Source organism: Brevundimonas sp. R86498 (assembly GCF_044598075.1).
Classification (GTDB): domain Bacteria; phylum Pseudomonadota; class Alphaproteobacteria; order Caulobacterales; family Caulobacteraceae; genus Brevundimonas.
In genome coordinates this window covers 2832699-2847880 of the sequence record NZ_CP139004.1, presented here as the reverse complement: position 1 = coordinate 2847880, position 15182 = coordinate 2832699, and the positions used below count along the sequence as shown (strand labels likewise).

15 protein-coding genes and 1 tRNA gene are annotated in these 15182 nt (G+C 68.6%); 8 read left to right on the top strand and 8 right to left on the bottom strand.

Translation table 11 applies throughout. From position 1 onward, the window contains the following. Positions 1 to 12 precede the first annotated feature (12 nt). The 3 genes from SJY26_RS13990 to SJY26_RS13980 all read right to left on the bottom strand — a co-directional run bounded on the left by SJY26_RS13990 (position 13) and on the right by SJY26_RS13980 (position 2320). Positions 13 to 87, bottom strand: a tRNA-Val gene (locus tag SJY26_RS13990). Positions 88 to 161: 74 nt separating this feature from the next. Beyond that, complete coding sequence (locus SJY26_RS13985) at positions 162 to 1451, bottom strand: dicarboxylate/amino acid:cation symporter (RefSeq protein WP_396593615.1); 1290 nt, start codon at positions 1449 to 1451, stop codon at positions 162 to 164. A 122-nt stretch (positions 1452 to 1573) separates the two neighbouring features. Beyond that, the gene (locus SJY26_RS13980) at positions 1574 to 2320 is read right to left on the bottom strand and encodes an SDR family oxidoreductase (RefSeq protein ID WP_396593614.1); all 747 of its coding nucleotides are present in this window, start codon (positions 2318 to 2320) and stop codon (positions 1574 to 1576) included. A gap of 106 nt (positions 2321 to 2426) precedes the next feature. Between SJY26_RS13980 and SJY26_RS13975 the strand changes: the two genes are divergently transcribed. Continuing rightward, a complete protein-coding gene (locus SJY26_RS13975) occupies positions 2427 to 2840 on the top strand; it encodes a winged helix-turn-helix transcriptional regulator (RefSeq protein ID WP_396593613.1) in 414 nt (137 codons plus the stop codon). 12 nt (positions 2841 to 2852) lie between these two features. Here the strand turns inward: SJY26_RS13975 and SJY26_RS13970 are convergent, their stop codons facing one another. Continuing rightward, on the bottom strand, positions 2853 to 3734 hold the full coding sequence (locus tag SJY26_RS13970; RefSeq protein ID WP_396593612.1) for a GyrI-like domain-containing protein: 882 nt from the start codon (positions 3732 to 3734) through the stop codon (positions 2853 to 2855). 82 nt (positions 3735 to 3816) lie between these two features. Further along, entirely contained in the window at positions 3817 to 4533 is a 717-nt protein-coding gene (locus SJY26_RS13965) for an HAD hydrolase-like protein (protein ID WP_396593611.1), read from the bottom strand. A gap of 231 nt (positions 4534 to 4764) precedes the next feature. On the opposite strand from SJY26_RS13965, the gene SJY26_RS13960 reads away from it, so the two are divergent. From SJY26_RS13960 to SJY26_RS13940, 5 genes are all read left to right on the top strand, one after another. Continuing rightward, complete coding sequence (locus SJY26_RS13960) at positions 4765 to 5640, top strand: hypothetical protein (RefSeq protein WP_396593610.1); 876 nt, start codon at positions 4765 to 4767, stop codon at positions 5638 to 5640. Positions 5641 to 5703: 63 nt separating this feature from the next. Next, positions 5704 to 7047, top strand: a complete 1344-nt coding sequence (gene glmU / locus SJY26_RS13955) for a bifunctional UDP-N-acetylglucosamine diphosphorylase/glucosamine-1-phosphate N-acetyltransferase GlmU (protein WP_396593609.1) — start codon at positions 5704 to 5706, stop codon at positions 7045 to 7047. Continuing rightward, complete coding sequence (rpiA, locus tag SJY26_RS13950; protein ID WP_396593608.1) at positions 7044 to 7727, top strand: ribose-5-phosphate isomerase RpiA; 684 nt, start codon at positions 7044 to 7046, stop codon at positions 7725 to 7727. Before glmU ends, rpiA begins: the two co-directional genes overlap by 4 nt. 162 nt (positions 7728 to 7889) lie before the next feature. Next, positions 7890 to 9284: a glutathione-disulfide reductase gene (gene gor, locus SJY26_RS13945; protein ID WP_396593607.1), complete on the top strand. Its 1395-nt coding sequence runs from the start codon at positions 7890 to 7892 to the stop codon at positions 9282 to 9284. A gap of 86 nt (positions 9285 to 9370) precedes the next feature. Further along, on the top strand, positions 9371 to 10741 hold the full coding sequence (locus tag SJY26_RS13940) for a class II 3-deoxy-7-phosphoheptulonate synthase (RefSeq protein ID WP_396593606.1): 1371 nt from the start codon (positions 9371 to 9373) through the stop codon (positions 10739 to 10741). A gap of 4 nt (positions 10742 to 10745) precedes the next feature. On the opposite strand, the gene SJY26_RS13935 is transcribed toward SJY26_RS13940, so the two are convergent. Then, complete coding sequence (locus tag SJY26_RS13935; protein WP_396593605.1) at positions 10746 to 11864, bottom strand: FAD-dependent oxidoreductase; 1119 nt, start codon at positions 11862 to 11864, stop codon at positions 10746 to 10748. 243 nt (positions 11865 to 12107) lie between these two features. Between SJY26_RS13935 and SJY26_RS13930 the strand changes: the two genes are divergently transcribed. Both SJY26_RS13930 and SJY26_RS13925 read left to right on the top strand, forming a co-directional pair. Then, positions 12108 to 12689: a prephenate dehydratase domain-containing protein gene (locus SJY26_RS13930; protein WP_396593604.1), complete on the top strand. Its 582-nt coding sequence runs from the start codon at positions 12108 to 12110 to the stop codon at positions 12687 to 12689. 279 nt (positions 12690 to 12968) lie between these two features. After that, positions 12969 to 13739, top strand: coding sequence for a chorismate mutase (locus SJY26_RS13925; protein WP_396593603.1), 771 nt, complete (start codon positions 12969 to 12971; stop codon positions 13737 to 13739). On the opposite strand, the gene SJY26_RS13920 is transcribed toward SJY26_RS13925, so the two are convergent. Both SJY26_RS13920 and panC read right to left on the bottom strand, forming a co-directional pair. Next, on the bottom strand, positions 13736 to 14206 hold the full coding sequence (locus SJY26_RS13920; protein WP_396593602.1) for a c-type cytochrome: 471 nt from the start codon (positions 14204 to 14206) through the stop codon (positions 13736 to 13738). The genes SJY26_RS13925 and SJY26_RS13920 overlap by 4 nt on opposite strands. A gap of 102 nt (positions 14207 to 14308) precedes the next feature. Then, on the bottom strand, positions 14309 to 15172 hold the full coding sequence (gene panC / locus SJY26_RS13915) for a pantoate--beta-alanine ligase (protein WP_396593601.1): 864 nt from the start codon (positions 15170 to 15172) through the stop codon (positions 14309 to 14311). Positions 15173 to 15182: the final 10 nt, after the last annotated feature.

Below are 15182 nucleotides of genomic sequence, written 5' to 3'. Positions count from 1 at the left end.
GCGGGAGGGAGATGGTGGATGCTGCAGGGATTGAACCTGCGACCCCCTCGGTGTGAACGAGGTGCTCTCCCGCTGAGCTAAGCATCCATCTCGGGCCCCGCAGACGGTCGTCCGCGCGGGGGAGGCGGGGACATAGCCCGGTCGCCCGGGCCGTGCAAGCCTCAGATGCCCGCCGCGCGCACGCCTTCCGGGGTCTCGGCCTCGGGGTCGCCGGGCAGCCAAGCGACGTGGCCGTTGTAGATGCCCTCGTCGAGGAGGCCTTCCTCCTTCGCCACCAGCACCGGGACCAGCATCTGGCCGGTGACATTGGTGGCGGTGCGCATCATGTCGATGATGCGGTCGATGGCGACGATATAGCCGATCCCCTCCAGAGGGAGCCCCGCTGTGGAAAGCGTCAGGGTCAGCATGACGATAGAGGTGCCGGGGACCCCGGCGGTGCCCAGCGAGCCCAGCACGGCGGTCAGGCCGATCAGGATGTACTGGGTGAGGCTGAGCTCGATGCCGAAATACTGGGCGATGAAGATGGCGGCGATGGACGGATAGATGGCTCCGCAGCCGTCCATCTTGACGTTGGCCCCCAGGGGGACGGCGAAGGCGGCATAGGCCTGGGGGACGCCCAGACGCTCGACCGTCTGGCGCAGAGTGATGGGCAGGGTGCCCAGCGACGATGAGGTGGCGAAGGCGGTCTGCTGCGCGGCGAAGGCTCCGCGCAGGAAGGCGAGCGCGCTGAGGCCGTGCAGCTTCAACAGTCCCGAATAGACGATCAGGATGTGGAACAGGCAGGCGGCGTAGATGGCGAAGATGAACTTGCCGAGCGGCAGCAGGGCCTCCCAGCCGTAGCCGCCGACGACCGAGCCGATCAGGCCGAAGACGCCGAACGGGGTCAGCTGGATGACCCAGCGGGTTATGCGGAAGATGATGGCCGCCCCCTCGTCGACCAGCCGCCGGGCGGTCTGGGCGCGGTCGCCGAGCGCCACCAGCGCGGCCCCGACGAGGGCCGAGAAGAAGATGATCTGGAGCACCCGGCCCTCGCTGAGGGCGGCGAAGGGGTTCGTCGGGACGATGCCGATCAGGACCTCCAGCGGGGTCGGGATCTCGCGCTCGCGCACCTCGCCCAGTGGCAGGTTGGACAGGCCCAGCCCCGGATTGATCAGGTGGCCGAAGGCGAAGCCGACCAGCACGGCCAGCAGGGAGGTGATCGCGAACCACATCAGGGTCCGGGCCCCCAGCCGCACCGCGCCCGCGCCCTCGCCCAGTTTCGCGATGGAAGAGGCGATGGTGAACAGGACGAGGGGAGCCACCACCATCCGGATCAGGTTCAGATAGACGTCCCCGATCGGCTGGAGCCAGACCGTCGCCTGTTCCCGCAGGATCAGGCCGGCGACGATGCCGAGGGCAAAGCCGGCGGCGGTGCGCTGCCACAGGGGGATGGCGAAGAAGCGACGGATCATGCGGGTGAGGCTTTCGGGGAGGGCCTCGCAACATGTTGGTTGGCGGGTGCGACTGCAACCGGCGCGGTGACGAGGAAATCTATCGACCCCGTGCAGGCCCTCTCCCATCGAGAGAGGACGGGTCAGTGAGCCCCGTTCAGGGCCTGATACACACTGTCATAGTCGCCGCGGGCCTCCGCGCTGCTGAGAAACTTCACGCGTTCGACCAGCACGTCGTCATGGCCGGCCTCGAACAGGGCGAGGCTTTCGGTGGTGAAGTCGGCCAGGGGCATGGAGTTGGGGTTGTCGGCATGGCCGGGCATCAGGTCGGTGGCGACCGCCGGAGGGGCCCATTCGATGACCCTGACCGGGGTGCCGGCCAGCTGGGTGCGCAGGGCCTGGGTCCAGGAATGGATCGCCGCCTTGGTGGCCGAATAGGTCGGGGTCGCTGCGAGGGGGACAAAGGCCAGACCCGAGGATACGGTGACGAAGGTGGCCGACGGGCGGGTCAGCAGGTGCGGCAGGACCGCCGCCGCCAGCCGGATGGTGCCCAGAAGGTTGATGGCCACGGTCTCGTCGACGAGGTCAAGGTCTAAGGTGCCACCCGACAGGGTCTCGACCTTCATGATTCCGGCATTGCTGATCACGGTGTTCAGGGCGGGATGGTCGGCGATGATCCGGGCGACGCCGGCGCGGATCGAGGCCGGATCGGCGACGTCCAGCACGGCATGGGCCATGCCCGGGTTGGCGGCGCAGACCTCGGCCAGGACGTCTTCGCGGCGGCCGGCGACGATGACCTTCGCGCCCTTCGCGTGGAGGGCCTCGGCCATGGCGCGGCCGATGCCGGTGCCGCCGCCGGTGATCAGGACGGTGTCGTGTGCGGTATTCATGTCAGTGCTCCTTCGGGCTTCCTGCCCGGTGGCGGGTGAGATAGAACGGACACGTACGAACAGAAAGTAGGCACCGGAATGTGCCCTACTTACCGAAAGGAAACCGATGTCCGCCGCTGCGAAGCCCGTCGCTGTCCGCCCTGCCGTCTTCGATCACCCGCCGGTCGATCCGCGTGTCGAGGCGCTGGTGAACGAGGTCATCGGCCGGGTGGCCGACAAATGGACGATGATCGTGCTCGACGTGCTGGCCGAGCACGGCGAGCAGCGCTTTACCCGGCTGGCTGCCCTGTCGGGTGGCGTCAGCCAGAAGATGCTGACCCAGACCCTGCGCCAGATGGAGCGCGACGGGCTGGTGATCCGGACCGTCCATCCGGTGGTGCCGCCGAAGGTGGAATATCGGCTGACCGACCTCGGCTTCAGCCTCGCCGAGGCCTTCTGCGGCGTGTGGCAGTGGGCCGAGGCCAATCTGGCGCGGATCGAGACGGCGCGGGAGGCGTTCGACGCGGCGAAGGCGGGGTAGGGGGACCCACCCCTACCGCAGCGGCAGGAACAGCTCGGCGGCCGTGCCGAGAGCCGGGGTGTCGAGGAAGAAGCGCTGGCAGTAGACGGGAAAGTCGCGCATCTCCTCGCCGCTGGCGGGCAGCCAGTGGCGGTAGAGGTAGAGGGCGGCGGGCTCCAGGTCGTGGGTGTCGCCCTCCACCCGCAGCACCGCGCAGCGTCCGCCGGGGATTTCGCCGATCCGCGCCGTGCCGTCGCCTGTGTCGAGCTCCTGATCGGGACCGAGGCCCACGCACAGGTCCATGCTGTAGTCGGCGGGGTCCGCCGGCCGGCGCTCGGAATGCCAGACATTGAAGGTCGGATGGGTCTTCGGAGACAGGCCCGCGGCCCTGCGCCAGGCGATGAAGCGCCGGACCGTGTCGTCGACGGTGTCGGGATCACCCCGGTGCTCGAAGATCGCCACGCGGGTGGGGACGACCGCGCGGATCGTCACCTGGTCGGGGGAAAAGGTCGTCGGCATGAGGCTGCTCCTGGCGATGTTGAAGGGCGCAAGGGCCCGGAGCCACGGCTCCCAGTCGGGAGATTTCCGGAAGTCCGACGGCGACTGGGCGAACCTTTGCCGAAAGGCGCGGGCAAAGGCGTCGGACGTCTCATAGCCGGCGTCGAGCGCGATCTCGGTGACGCTGGCCTCCGGACCGTGGGCCAGTTGCCGCGAGGCGCGCTTCAGACGGGCCAGCTGCACATAGCGGTGCACCGAGACCCCGAAGGTGGCCGAGAACTGGCGGTGGAAATGGAATTTCGAGAACGCCGCGACCGCGCTCAGGGCGTCCAGATCCAGGTCGCCATCGAGGTGCGCGTCGATGTGATCGAGCACCCGTTGCATCCGGACCTGATAGCGCTGGAGCGTGGCCGTCATCGTTCCCTCATCCCCGTGACGTCCGGAGTGTCGCCGGTGCCGGACGGGGGTGCGCGACCGATCTTGCGGTGTTGCGGGCCCCTCAGCCCCCCGCCATCGCCCGGGCCACATAGTGGTCGACCACGATCATATCGATGGCTTCCTCGATGTCGTCGAAGGCGTCGACGATGACGTCGGGGTCGAGGTCCTCGACCGGGATGGGGGTGTAGCCGAAGCTGCACAGGATGCAGGGGATGTTCGCGTCCTGCGCCGTGCCCGCGTCGGGGGCGGCATCGCCGATCATGATGGCGCGGGTCGGATCGCCGCCGACGGAGATGATCGCCTCGATCAGGTGGGCCCCGGAGGGTTTCCTCGCACTGACCCGGTCGGGGCCGACAATGGCGGCGAAATGGCGGGTCAGGTCGATCCGGCCCAGGAGCAGTTCGGACAGGTCCGAGCGCTTGTTGGTCACGACCACCAGGGTCGCGCCGCGCGCCGAGAGGGTCTCCAGCGTCTCCACCACGCCCTCGAACGGCGCGGAGTGATCGGCGATGTGTTCGATGTAGTCGGCGATGAAGGCCTCGAACAGCTGCGGGTCGCGCGCCCGTTCCAGTGGCGCGCCGGCCAGGGTGAAGCCGTGCTCCAGCAGGGCCCTCGCCCCGCCGCCGATCAGTTCGCGGGCACCCTCCATCGGCACGGCGGGCAGGCCCTCGATGACCAGCATCCGGTTCAGGGTGCCGACCAGATCCTGATGGGTTTCCACCAGGGTGCCGTCGAGGTCGAAGGCCAGGGTCCAGCCCTCAAGGTCGCGTTCGATCATGGTCATCCCCGAAACTGCGCCGCCCTATGGACCGGTGGGGCCGGCGCGTCCACCGGGGCGGGGCGACGCATTTTGGCCGTCGCCATGGCGCATCCGGCGAAATCGACGTACCGGATGAGACCCGAGGGGCCCGGCAGCGGGCATCCCGCGTGAGGATCACGACCCATCGCTACGACCTATCTTGAATGGCTGGCGGAGCATTTCCGCGACGCGTCCGCAGGGGCGCGGGCTGTGGACACGGCCGCGGCTCGCCATGTCCTGGGTTATGCGACGGGCTATGGGGTGGCCCAGATTGCGCCGTTCGTCCTGTCGCTGCGGGCGGTGTTCCAGGGGGCGGTCGCCCTGGTGGTCGATCCCGATCCGGCCATGCTGGAATTCCTGGCGGCTCATGACGTCGGGGTGGTGCCCCGTGCGCCGGTGACCGGCTGGCGGCCGCATGTGGCGGTCGAGAGATTGGCGACCTTTGACGCCCTGTTGCGGGGGATGCCGGCGGACGCCAGCGTACTGCTGACCGATGTGCGCGATGTGGTGTTTCAGGCCAATCCCCTGTCGCCCGCGCCCACCGCCATTGAGGCGTTCGAGGAGCCGGGCACCTGCGGGGATCACCGGTTCAACATGAAATACATCACCGCCCTGGCCGGGCCCGGCATCGCCGATGTCATCCGCGACCGGCCGGCGCTGTGTGTCGGGACGGTCGCCGGGCCGGCCGGGGAGCTGGCGCGGATGTGCCGGACCCTGCTGATGCTGTCGGCGCGGCCACGTTCCGCGATGGGCGGGGCTTTCGGGGCGGATCAGGCCGCGTTCAACATCGCCGCCCATCTGGATCTGGTGCCGGTGGTGCGCTGTCCGAACTTCTCGCGCGTGGCGACGCTGGGGCTGGTGGAGGGCGGGACCCTGACGATCAAGGGGGACCGGATCCTGAACCCCGACGGCGGGGTCAGTCCGGTCGTGCACCAGTATGACCGTCATCCGCATCTGCATGCCCATATCCGGGCCCTGTGGTCGGTCGATCTGCCCGAGCGGCGTCAGGTCCCGGCGCATCCGGTCCTGAGCCGCCTGCGTCGCCATGCCGAATCGATCCGGCGCCGGATTCCGGAACTGCGGTAGGGCGGCTTTCGTCGCGGGCGACCATGGGGTATCGCCGGGCCCGGACGTCGCGTCGGGAATCCCATGACCAAGAGAGCTGCCATCATCCTTGCCGCCGGTCAGGGTACGCGGATGAAGTCCCCCCTGCCCAAGGTGCTGCATCCCGTCGGCCACCGCGCCATGCTGGACCATGCCATCGACGCGGCCGAGGCGCTGGGCTGCGAGCGGATCGTGGTGGTGGTGGGGACCCATTCGCCCGAGGTCCGCGCCCATGTGGTGGCCCGGCTGGGCGAGGATGCGATCGCGGTGCAGGATCCGCCGCTGGGCACCGGCCATGCGGTGAGGGCGGCGGAGGCCGTGCTGGGCGATTTCGTCGGGCAGGTGGTGGTGACCTATGGCGATGTGCCCCTGTTGCGGGCCGCAGACATTGAGGCGGTCTTTGAAGCGCAGGACGGCGTCACCGTGATCGGATTCGAGGCGGCCGATCCGGGGGCCTATGGTCGGCTGGTGATGGAGGGGGAGACCCTGACAGCCATCACCGAGGCGAAGGAGGCCTCGGCCGAGGTGCTGGCAATCACCACCTGCAATTCCGGCGTGATGGCCGCGCCGGTGGGTCTGTTGTTCTCCCTGCTGGGCGAGGTGACGAATGCCAATGCCAAGGGCGAATACTATCTGACCGATGTGGTCGAGCTGGCCCGTCGGCGCGGGGCTCCGACCCGGGCGGTGATGGCGTCGGAAGACGCGGTCATGGGCGTGAACGCCCAGGCCGAGCTGGCGACGGCCGAGGCCCTGTTCCAGAGGGTGCAGCGCGAGACCTTCCTGGCGGCCGGGGTGACCATGAGCGCGCCGGAGACTGTCCATTTCGCCTGGGACACCCAGGTTGGGGCGGGGACGGTGATCGAGCCGTTCGTGGTCTTTGGCCCAGGGGCGAAGGTGGCGGGCGGGGCCCGGATCCGCAGCTTCAGCCATATCGAGGGGGCCACCGTCGCCACGGGGGCCGAGGTCGGTCCCTACGCCCGGCTGCGGCCCGGCGCGGATCTGGGGCCGGACGTGAAGGTCGGCAATTTCGTCGAGGTGAAGAATGTGCGGATGGAGGCGGGGGCCAAGGCGAACCACCTGTCCTATCTGGGCGACGGCGCGGTCGGGGAGGGCGCGAACATCGGCGCGGGCACGATCTTCTGCAACTACGACGGCTTCAACAAGGCCAGCACCGAGGTGGGGGCAGGGGCCTTTGTGGGGTCGAACTCGGCGCTGGTGGCTCCGGTGACCATCGGCGCAGGGGCGATCGTGGGGTCGGGCTCGGTCATCACGGAGGATGTACCGGCGGACGCCATGGCGCTGGGCCGGGGGCGGCAGGTGAACAAGGACGGGGCGGGCGCGGCGTTCCGCGACCGGGCAAAGGCGAAAAAGGCGGCGAAGTCGAAATGAGCGACCTTCAAAAACAGATCGCCGGCGAGGCGGCGGCCCTGAGGGTCGAGGCCGGGATGGTCGTAGGGCTGGGCACCGGTTCGACGGCGGCCTGGTTCGTCAAGGCGCTGGCGGCGCGCGGCCTGGCCGGGCTGCGCTGTGTGCCGACGTCGGAGAAGACGGCCGATCTGGCCCGCGAGCTGGGTCTGCCGCTGACGACGCTGGAGGATGTGTCGCGCATCGACCTGACCGTGGACGGAGCCGACGAGGTCGGGCCGGGGCTGGCCCTGATCAAGGGCGGTGGCGCGGCCCTGCTGCGCGAGAAACTGGTGTGGGAGGCCTCGGATCGGTGCATCGTCATCGCCGACGCGGCCAAGGTGGTGCCGGTGCTGGGCACCTTTCCCCTGCCGATCGAGGTGGTGGCGTTCGGGCACAAGGCCACGGCGAACCGGATCATGGACGTGCTGATTGATCACGAGATCCCCATGCCCGCCCGCCTGCGTCAGGCGGATCGCGGCGTGGTCCGCACCGACGGCGGCAACCTGATCTATGACGTCCTGTGCGGGGCCATTCATGACCCGGTGCGGCTGGCCGACGATCTGAAGCTGATCACTGGCGTGGTCGAACACGGCCTGTTCCTGGATCTGGCCGATGAGGCGATCATCGGCGGCGATCAGGTGGTCGAGGTGCTGAGCCCCTGAACAACCGATGCGAAGGTCGGCGCCGTTGTTCCGCGACTCGCCGTTCGCTTGCCGAGGGCGGGTCCGGCACCTAAATCCACGGCATTGCTCCGCCATCCAGGCCGACGATCCGGACTCAGCGGACTCAACGGCCTCTGATTTTTTCCTGAAATTCGGATCGCCATGACCGCCTACGACTACGACCTCTTCGTCATCGGTGCCGGTTCGGGCGGGGTGCGGGCAGCAAGGCTGACGGCGCTGGGCGGCAAGCGGGTGGCCATCGCCGAGGAGCACCGGGTCGGCGGGACCTGCGTGATCCGCGGCTGTGTGCCCAAGAAATTCATGGTCATGGCCAGTGACTTCGCCCACCAATTCGAGACGGCCGAGGGCTATGGCTGGACGGTCGAGGCCAGTTTCGACTGGCCGAAATTCATCGAGACCAAGGACGTCGAGATCGCCCGGCTGTCGGGCATCTATGCCGCCAATCTGGGCAAGGCCGGGGTCGAGCTGATCCACGGCCGGGCGGTGCTGACCGACGCCCACACGGTGGTCATCGCCGGCAAGGGCGAGGACGGCGGCGACCTGACCGTCACGGCCGAGCGGATATTGATCGCGACCGGGGGGCGGCCGTGGATGCCAGAGAGCCTGCCGGGGATCGAGCATGCCATCACGTCCGAGGGGGCCTTCCACCTGCCGGAGTTGCCCAAACGCATCCTGATCGCGGGCGGCGGCTATATCGCGGTGGAGTTCGCGGGGATCTTCGCCGGGCTGGGGGTCGAGACCACGCTGCTGTATCGCGGCCCCAACATCCTGCGCGGGTTCGACGACGACGTGCGCGCCCATCTGGCGGGGGAGATCGAGAAGCGCGGGATCAAGGTCATCCTGGGCAGCCAGCACACCGAGATCCGCAAGACCCCGACGGGCCTGCTGAACGTGCTGGAGAACGGCATGGAGCTGGAGACCGATGTTGTCATGTTCGCGACCGGCCGCGTCCCCCACGTCAAGGCGCTGGGGCTGGAGACGGCCGGGGTCCAGCTGAACGACAAGGGGGCGATCCAGGTCGATACGCTGTCGAAAACGACCGCTGACAACATCTGGGCCATCGGCGACGTCACCGACCGGATGAACCTGACCCCCGTCGCGATCCGCGAGGCCGTGGCCTTCCATGAGACGGTCTATCGGAACAATCCACAGCATTTCGACTATGAGGCCGTGGCGACGGCGGTGTTCAGCCAGCCGCCGGTGGGCGTGGTCGGCCTGACCGAGAGCGAGGCGCGCCATACCTGTGCAAAGGGCGTGGACGTCTATCTGACCCGGTTCCGGCCGATGAAATATGCCTTCACCGGGTCGGATGAGCGGGTGCTGATGAAGCTGGTGGTGGATGCCGATACCGATCGCGTCGTCGGGGTTCACATCGTCGGGCCGGAGGCCCCGGAGATGATCCAGCTGGCCGCGATCGCGGTGAAGGCCGGCCTGACCAAGGCCCAGTGGGACGCCACCTGCGCCGTCCATCCGACCATGGCCGAGGAGCTGGTGACCCTGAAGGTCAAGCAGTCGCAGGACGGCAGCGCGGTGTGAGTTAAAACGTCTCCTCTCCATCGCTCCGCGACAGGGAGGAGACCAGTTTTCTTGTTTCCCGGCGGCCGGAAGCCTATTCTTGCGAAATGAATACGCGCTGGACCCCCGAAAGCTGGAGAAACAAGCCCGTCGTGCAGATGCCGACGGACTATCCGGATGCCCATGCCCTCGGCCTTGTGGAGGATAAGCTGCGCGCCCTGCCGCCGCTGGTGTTCGCTGGTGAGGCACGGCGGCTGAAGGAGCGTCTGGCCGATGTCGAGGCGGGCAAGGCCTTCCTGCTGCAAGGGGGAGACTGCGCCGAGAGCTTCAAGGAGTTCTCGACCGACAACATCCGCGACACCTTCCGGCTGTTGCTGCAGATGGCGGTGGTCCTGACCTTCGCGGGCCGCAAGCCCGTGGTGAAGGTGGGACGGATCGCCGGCCAGTTCGCCAAGCCGCGATCGTCCGGCGTCGAGGAGATCGACGGCGTCACCCTGCCCAGCTATCGCGGCGACATCATCAACGGCATGGCCTTCACGCCGGAAGAGCGGGTGCCCGATCCGCAGCGGCTGCTGAAGGCCTACAACCAGTCGGCCTCGACGCTGAACCTGCTGCGCGCCTTCGCCGGCGGGGGCTATGCCGATCTGTACAACATCCACCGCTGGACCCAGGGCTTTGCCGACAACGGCATCGGGGCCCAGTACCGCGAACTGGCCGACAAGATCGCCGAGGCTCTGGCCTTCATGGAGGCGGTCGGCGTCACGCCCGAGACCCATCCGGATCTGTCGCGCGTCGAGGTCTTCACCTCGCACGAGGCCCTGCTGCTGAACGTCGAGAGCGCCCTGACGCGGCTGGATGGCGGTTCGGGCGAATGGTTCGACACCTCGGCGCACATGCTATGGATCGGCGAGCGCACGCGTCAGCTGGACGGGGCCCATGTCGAATTCATGCGCGGCATCCGGAACCCGATCGGGGTGAAGTGCGGTCCGACGATGGAGCCGGACGACCTGCTGCCCCTGATCGACGCCCTGAACCCGGACAATACGCCCGGACGCCTGACCATCATCGGCCGCTTCGGCCACGACAAGGTCCACGACCGCCTCCCGCGCCTCATGGCGGCTGCCAAGGCCCACGGCAAGCGGGTGATCTGGTCGATCGATCCCATGCACGGCAACACGCTGAAGGCCTCCAACGGCTTCAAGACCCGGCCGTTTGACCGCATTCTGGGCGAGGTGAAGGGCTTCATCGAGGTGGCCGAGCACGAGGGGGTCCACCCCGGCGGCGTCCATCTGGAAATGACCGGCCAGAACGTCACCGAATGCCTCGGCGGGGCCCAGGCGGTGTCGGAGGACGACCTGTCCAGCCGTTACCACACCCACTGTGATCCGCGCCTGAATGCGGATCAGGCGCTGGAGTTGGCCTTCCTCGTGGCCGAGCGGCTGAAGAGCGGACGGCTTAACACATCAAAGGCGGCCTGAGGCCTCAGACCTTGAAGCCGGTGGCCTCGAAGAGGACGGCGGCCCGGTCGATGGCAGCCTCCGCCTCGGCCCGGTCAATGTTTTCCTTGGCGTCGCCATAGCCGGCCATGTCGCCGCCCCTCAGGGCCTGGACCCCGACGCCGTCTGGCCGGGAGATGAGGCCCACGCCGTCGTAATAGACGCTGTAACGGACCTCCGGCTGGGGCGGGAGCCAGGCCATCTGGCCGCGCACGGGCACAAGGCTGTCGTCGCCGAACAGGGCGCGCGCGCCATAGCCGGTGCAGTTGACCACGACCGGTTCGGCGAGGGTCGCGAGCTCCCCGGGGCTCCGGAAGGTCCGCTGCTCGATCCTCCCGCCCTCTGCGATGAAGTCGGCCATCAGCCTGTGGCCGAGTTCGGCGATGTTGAACTGCATGTTCGGCGCGACCCGCGCCCCTGGAACGGGGAAGGGGTGCTGTCGCGCCTCCAGCGTCCGGGACAGGGGCACGACGTCGTTCAGCCGCCCCGCGTATTCGGCGAACCGGACCCGTACGGGTGCCGCCGGATCGGGAACTGGAACACGGGGCACCGCCGGCCGGGGCGGAGCTGCGGCAGAATTGCTGAGAGCGTACCGATCGAGGAAGGCGACCGGCTCGCCCGGCAGGCCGACATAAGTCTGGTGCATGGCCCAGGCGTCCCGTGCCATCCGTTCCCACAGGGCCGGGAAGGTCGGATCGACCCGGTCGGCGTCGGCAATGCGTGAATCGGGCGTCCACAGGCCCGTGGCGCGGGCCGACCGGGTCAGGGCCAGACGTTCGGCGGCGTAGATGGTTACCTTCGCGCCGGCCCGCTGCAACAGGGTGGCCGAGGTCAGGCCGAGCGCGCCGCAGCCAATCACCGCCACCTCGCGCGTCCCGCCCTCCAGCGCCAGATCACGCGCGATCCCGGCCGAGCCCCAGGACAGGGACCAGCCGCTGCCGCCGTGACCGTAGTTATGGACCACCCGCTTGTCGCCCACCGTCTCGGCCTCGATGCGGGGGCCGCGGGCGCGGAAGGGCCGGGTGCAGACCGTGATCCGCGTGATCAGGGAGGCGTCCAGCCGGAAGGGAGCAAGGGGCGGCGTGACGAATCGCGGGCGCAGCACGCGCGGCGCGGGGGCCGGGGCTGTGACGCAACCGGTAAGCCCTGGCCCCCCCAGAGCCAGCCCCCCGAGCCCGAGCAGGAGGGACCGCCGGCTTCCGGGACTCGAAGGGGGCATGGGGGGCTCACGCTGGGCAAGTGTCGTGGACAGTCTTGGCGTCCCTGACCGGGCGAGGCAAGTCGGTTCGGCCTTGTTCCTGCCCGTCGTTCGGGCCATCTGCGGACAGGCACGACGGCGAGAGATCGAATGGACGACATCGGCAAACCCCAGAGCGACGACCGGGGAGGGCGCACGGCCTATCAGGGCGCCCCCGGGGCCTTCAGTCACGAGGCCTGCGCCCAGCTGAGGCCGTGGGACGAACATGTGCCGTTCGACACGTTCGAAGAGGCGATTGACGCTGTAAAGTCGGGCGCTTGCGACTGCGCCCTGATCCCGGTCGAGAACTCGACGATCGGGCAGGTCGAACCGGCGGCGACGCTGGTCCGAAGCTCGGGCCTCGCCGTTGCCGGGGAGGCGTGGCGGCCGATCCGGATGGCCCTGCTGGCGTTGAACGGGGTCGAGCTGGGGGAACTCCGCTCGGTGGCCAGCCACCCGGTCGCGCTGGCCCAGTGCGCGGGCTCACTGGCGGCACTGAAGCTTGCGCCGGTCGAGGCCTTCGATACGGCGGGGGCTGCGCGCGAGGTGTCGGAGAGCGGCGACCGCACCCGGGCGGCCCTCGGTCCTGCCGCAGCGGCCGAGGTCTATGGCCTGTCGATCCTGCGCCACGATCTGCAGGATTCCGCAGATAATCGCACGCGATTTGTTCTCCTGACCCGCGAGGCGGGTTGACGGCGCACGATCCGTGCGTGTCTTAAGGGCATACGGATCTCAAGGATCCGAGGAACCGGTCAGACCCATGTCCCCGCTGCGCGCTTCGCTTTCGACCCTTTCGCTCCGCTCGCGCGCGGCCGGCCTCTATTTTGGCTATCGCTTTTACGGCTTTCGATACGCCGGCTGAGGCCTCGAGCGGCACCCGCTCCTGACAGCCTCGCCGGCGACCGCCCTGAACCGGGCGGCGGCGCACCCCTGCACCCCTGTCGAAGTGAACCCGTTGAAAGCCTTCATCCCATGCCGAAATCCAGTCTCCAGTCCGTCTGGCCCGATATGAACCCCGAGGATCTGTCCGCCGAGCAGATGGCGCTGGCCGCCCTGCGCGCCGAGATCGACGCCGTCGATGACGAACTGCTGGCCCTGTTCCAGCGCCGTCTGGCCATCGCCGCCAAAGTCGGCCTCGCCAAGGACGCGCCCCACGGTCCCCACACCAAGCTGCGCCCCGACCGGGAGCAGACGGTCCTCAGCCGGATGCTGAACAAGGCCGAACCCGACAATGCCGAGGCCGTGGCCGGCCTTTGGCGCGAGATCGTCGGCTGGGGACTGGCGCGTCAGGGCCAGTTGCAGGTCCAGGTCTGGGCCCCGATCGATCCGACGCGGGCCTTCGACGGCGCGCGACGCCGCTTTGGTGTGGCCGCGGCCATTCGCATGGTGCGCGATCCCCAGGGTGCCCTTGCCTTCGCCGCCGAGGGCAAGGGTGTGGCTGTGCTGGCAATCAATACCGACGACCCCTGGTGGCTGGGACTGCGGCGCGACTGGTCATCGCTGAGCGTGTTCGACGGCTTCGGCCAGTCGGGCGGGCAGCCGACATCCCTGGCTGTCGGCAAGATCGATCCGGCGGCATTGCCGCGGGGTCGCAGCGTCATCGTCACGGCCGGTGGCGACGCCGGAGACGGGGGCGGGGCCCGCCGCTGGGGGCTGAACACCCACCACGGCTGGACCCTGGCCCTGACCGACGCCGGCCTGACCCCCGGCGATGCCGAAGGCTGCGTCGGCGCGATCGGCTAGGCCGCAGGCGGTGTTGCACCGGGCGGCAGCGGTGCGGGGGCGGGGGTACCCGCCTCACCCGGCAGGGACTTGATGTAGGCATAGACCGCGCGCTTGTCGGCGTCGGACATGGCCCGCACGCCGGGCCAAGGCATGGGCGGCAGGCTGGTGCCGGTGGACAGCTTCTCGACCCACTGGTCCTCGGTGATGCCCGCCACGGTGAGCCGCAGGTTCTTGCCGTAGCTGGTGCCCCAGGGCCCGGTGTGGCCCTCGGTGCTGCCCTTCAGCCATTCCGACTCTGCGGGCTCGGCCCCGTTGGTCCGGGCGTAGGCCGGGGTGTGGCAGTCGTTGCAGCCGCCGACCAGCACCAGATAGCGGCCGGCGTCGACGTGGCTGGCGGCGAGCGTGCGCGGGAGCTCCCCCTCCGCGACCGTAATCGTGGTATTCTGGCTGACCGCATCACAGCCGGTCAGAAGCGCAACGGTCATCAGACCGCACGCAGCGAGTGTCGCTGGTTTCATTTTTCGTATTTCCCCGTTCCGTGAGCGAAGAAATACGGAAGCCTGAGATGCGTCAAGCCGCCGCAGGTGTCAGACGGCGAGGTTGTCGATCAGCCGTGTCTTTCCGATCCAGGCGGCGGCGAGAATGCGTGCCGGCGCATCGACCACGGCGTCCGGAAACACCCCCAGATCGTCCGCGCGGCGCACAGCGACATAGTCGATCCGGTCAAAGCCGGCCTTGAGCAGGGCGGCGCAGGCCTCGCGCTCGACGGCGGGGAGGGGGCGATGATCCGCGGCTTTCGCGGCAGCCTCGGCCAGAACCCCATTCAGCTGGCGCGCCACCTCCAGGTCAGTGTCGGACAGATAGGCGTTGCGTGAAGAAAGGGCGAGGCCGTGACCGTCGCGTTCGGTCGGGGCTCCAGCGATCTCGGTGGGAATATCGAGATCGCGCGCGAGGCGGCGCACAACCATCAACTGTTGATAATCCTTCTCGCCAAAGACGGCGATGTCGGCCTGGACCTGGTTGAGCAACTTGGCCACCACCGTGGCGACCGCGCCGAAGAAATGGGGCCGGAAGTCGGTTTCCAGACCCTGTGACGGTCCGCCGACGCTGATCGCGGTGGTGAAGCCGTCGGGATACATTTCCGCTGCGTCCGGGGCGAACAGCAGGGCGCATCCGGCGCCAGCCAGAAGGGCGGCGTCCTTCGCCTCCTGACGGGGATAGGTGCCCAGATCCTCATGGGCGGCGAACTGGGTGGGGTTGACGAAGACGCTGGCGACGACGCGGTCTGCGCGGCGGCCGGCCTCCTGCACCAGCGTCAGATGCCCGTCGTGGAGCGCGCCCATGGTTGGCACGAAGGCCACAGTGAAACCCTGCCGGCGCCAGTCGCGCACGTTGCGGCGCAACTCTTCGACCGTTCGCGCGATCGGAAGAGGAGAAGAGGCGTCGCTCATGCTTACCGGA

What these genes read in the sequence shown, in the direction of transcription:
- SJY26_RS13980 (WP_396593614.1), bottom strand. Translation starts at nt 2,320, where the DNA reads ATGAATACCGCACACGACACCGTCCTGATCACCGGCGGCGGCACCGGC.
- SJY26_RS13985 (WP_396593615.1), bottom strand. Translation starts at nt 1,451, where the DNA reads ATGATCCGTCGCTTCTTCGCCATCCCCCTGTGGCAGCGCACCGCCGCC.
- SJY26_RS13970 (WP_396593612.1), bottom strand. Translation starts at nt 3,734, where the DNA reads ATGACGGCCACGCTCCAGCGCTATCAGGTCCGGATGCAACGGGTGCTC.
- SJY26_RS13965 (WP_396593611.1), bottom strand. Translation starts at nt 4,533, where the DNA reads ATGATCGAACGCGACCTTGAGGGCTGGACCCTGGCCTTCGACCTCGAC.
- SJY26_RS13930 (WP_396593604.1), top strand. Translation starts at nt 12,108, where the DNA reads ATGGACGACATCGGCAAACCCCAGAGCGACGACCGGGGAGGGCGCACG.
- gor (WP_396593607.1), top strand. Translation starts at nt 7,890, where the DNA reads ATGACCGCCTACGACTACGACCTCTTCGTCATCGGTGCCGGTTCGGGC.
- panC (WP_396593601.1), bottom strand. Translation starts at nt 15,172, where the DNA reads ATGAGCGACGCCTCTTCTCCTCTTCCGATCGCGCGAACGGTCGAAGAG.
- rpiA (WP_396593608.1), top strand. Translation starts at nt 7,044, where the DNA reads ATGAGCGACCTTCAAAAACAGATCGCCGGCGAGGCGGCGGCCCTGAGG.
- glmU (WP_396593609.1), top strand. Translation starts at nt 5,704, where the DNA reads ATGACCAAGAGAGCTGCCATCATCCTTGCCGCCGGTCAGGGTACGCGG.
- SJY26_RS13920 (WP_396593602.1), bottom strand. Translation starts at nt 14,206, where the DNA reads ATGACCGTTGCGCTTCTGACCGGCTGTGATGCGGTCAGCCAGAATACC.
- SJY26_RS13940 (WP_396593606.1), top strand. Translation starts at nt 9,371, where the DNA reads ATGAATACGCGCTGGACCCCCGAAAGCTGGAGAAACAAGCCCGTCGTG.
- SJY26_RS13975 (WP_396593613.1), top strand. Translation starts at nt 2,427, where the DNA reads ATGTCCGCCGCTGCGAAGCCCGTCGCTGTCCGCCCTGCCGTCTTCGAT.
- SJY26_RS13925 (WP_396593603.1), top strand. Translation starts at nt 12,969, where the DNA reads ATGCCGAAATCCAGTCTCCAGTCCGTCTGGCCCGATATGAACCCCGAG.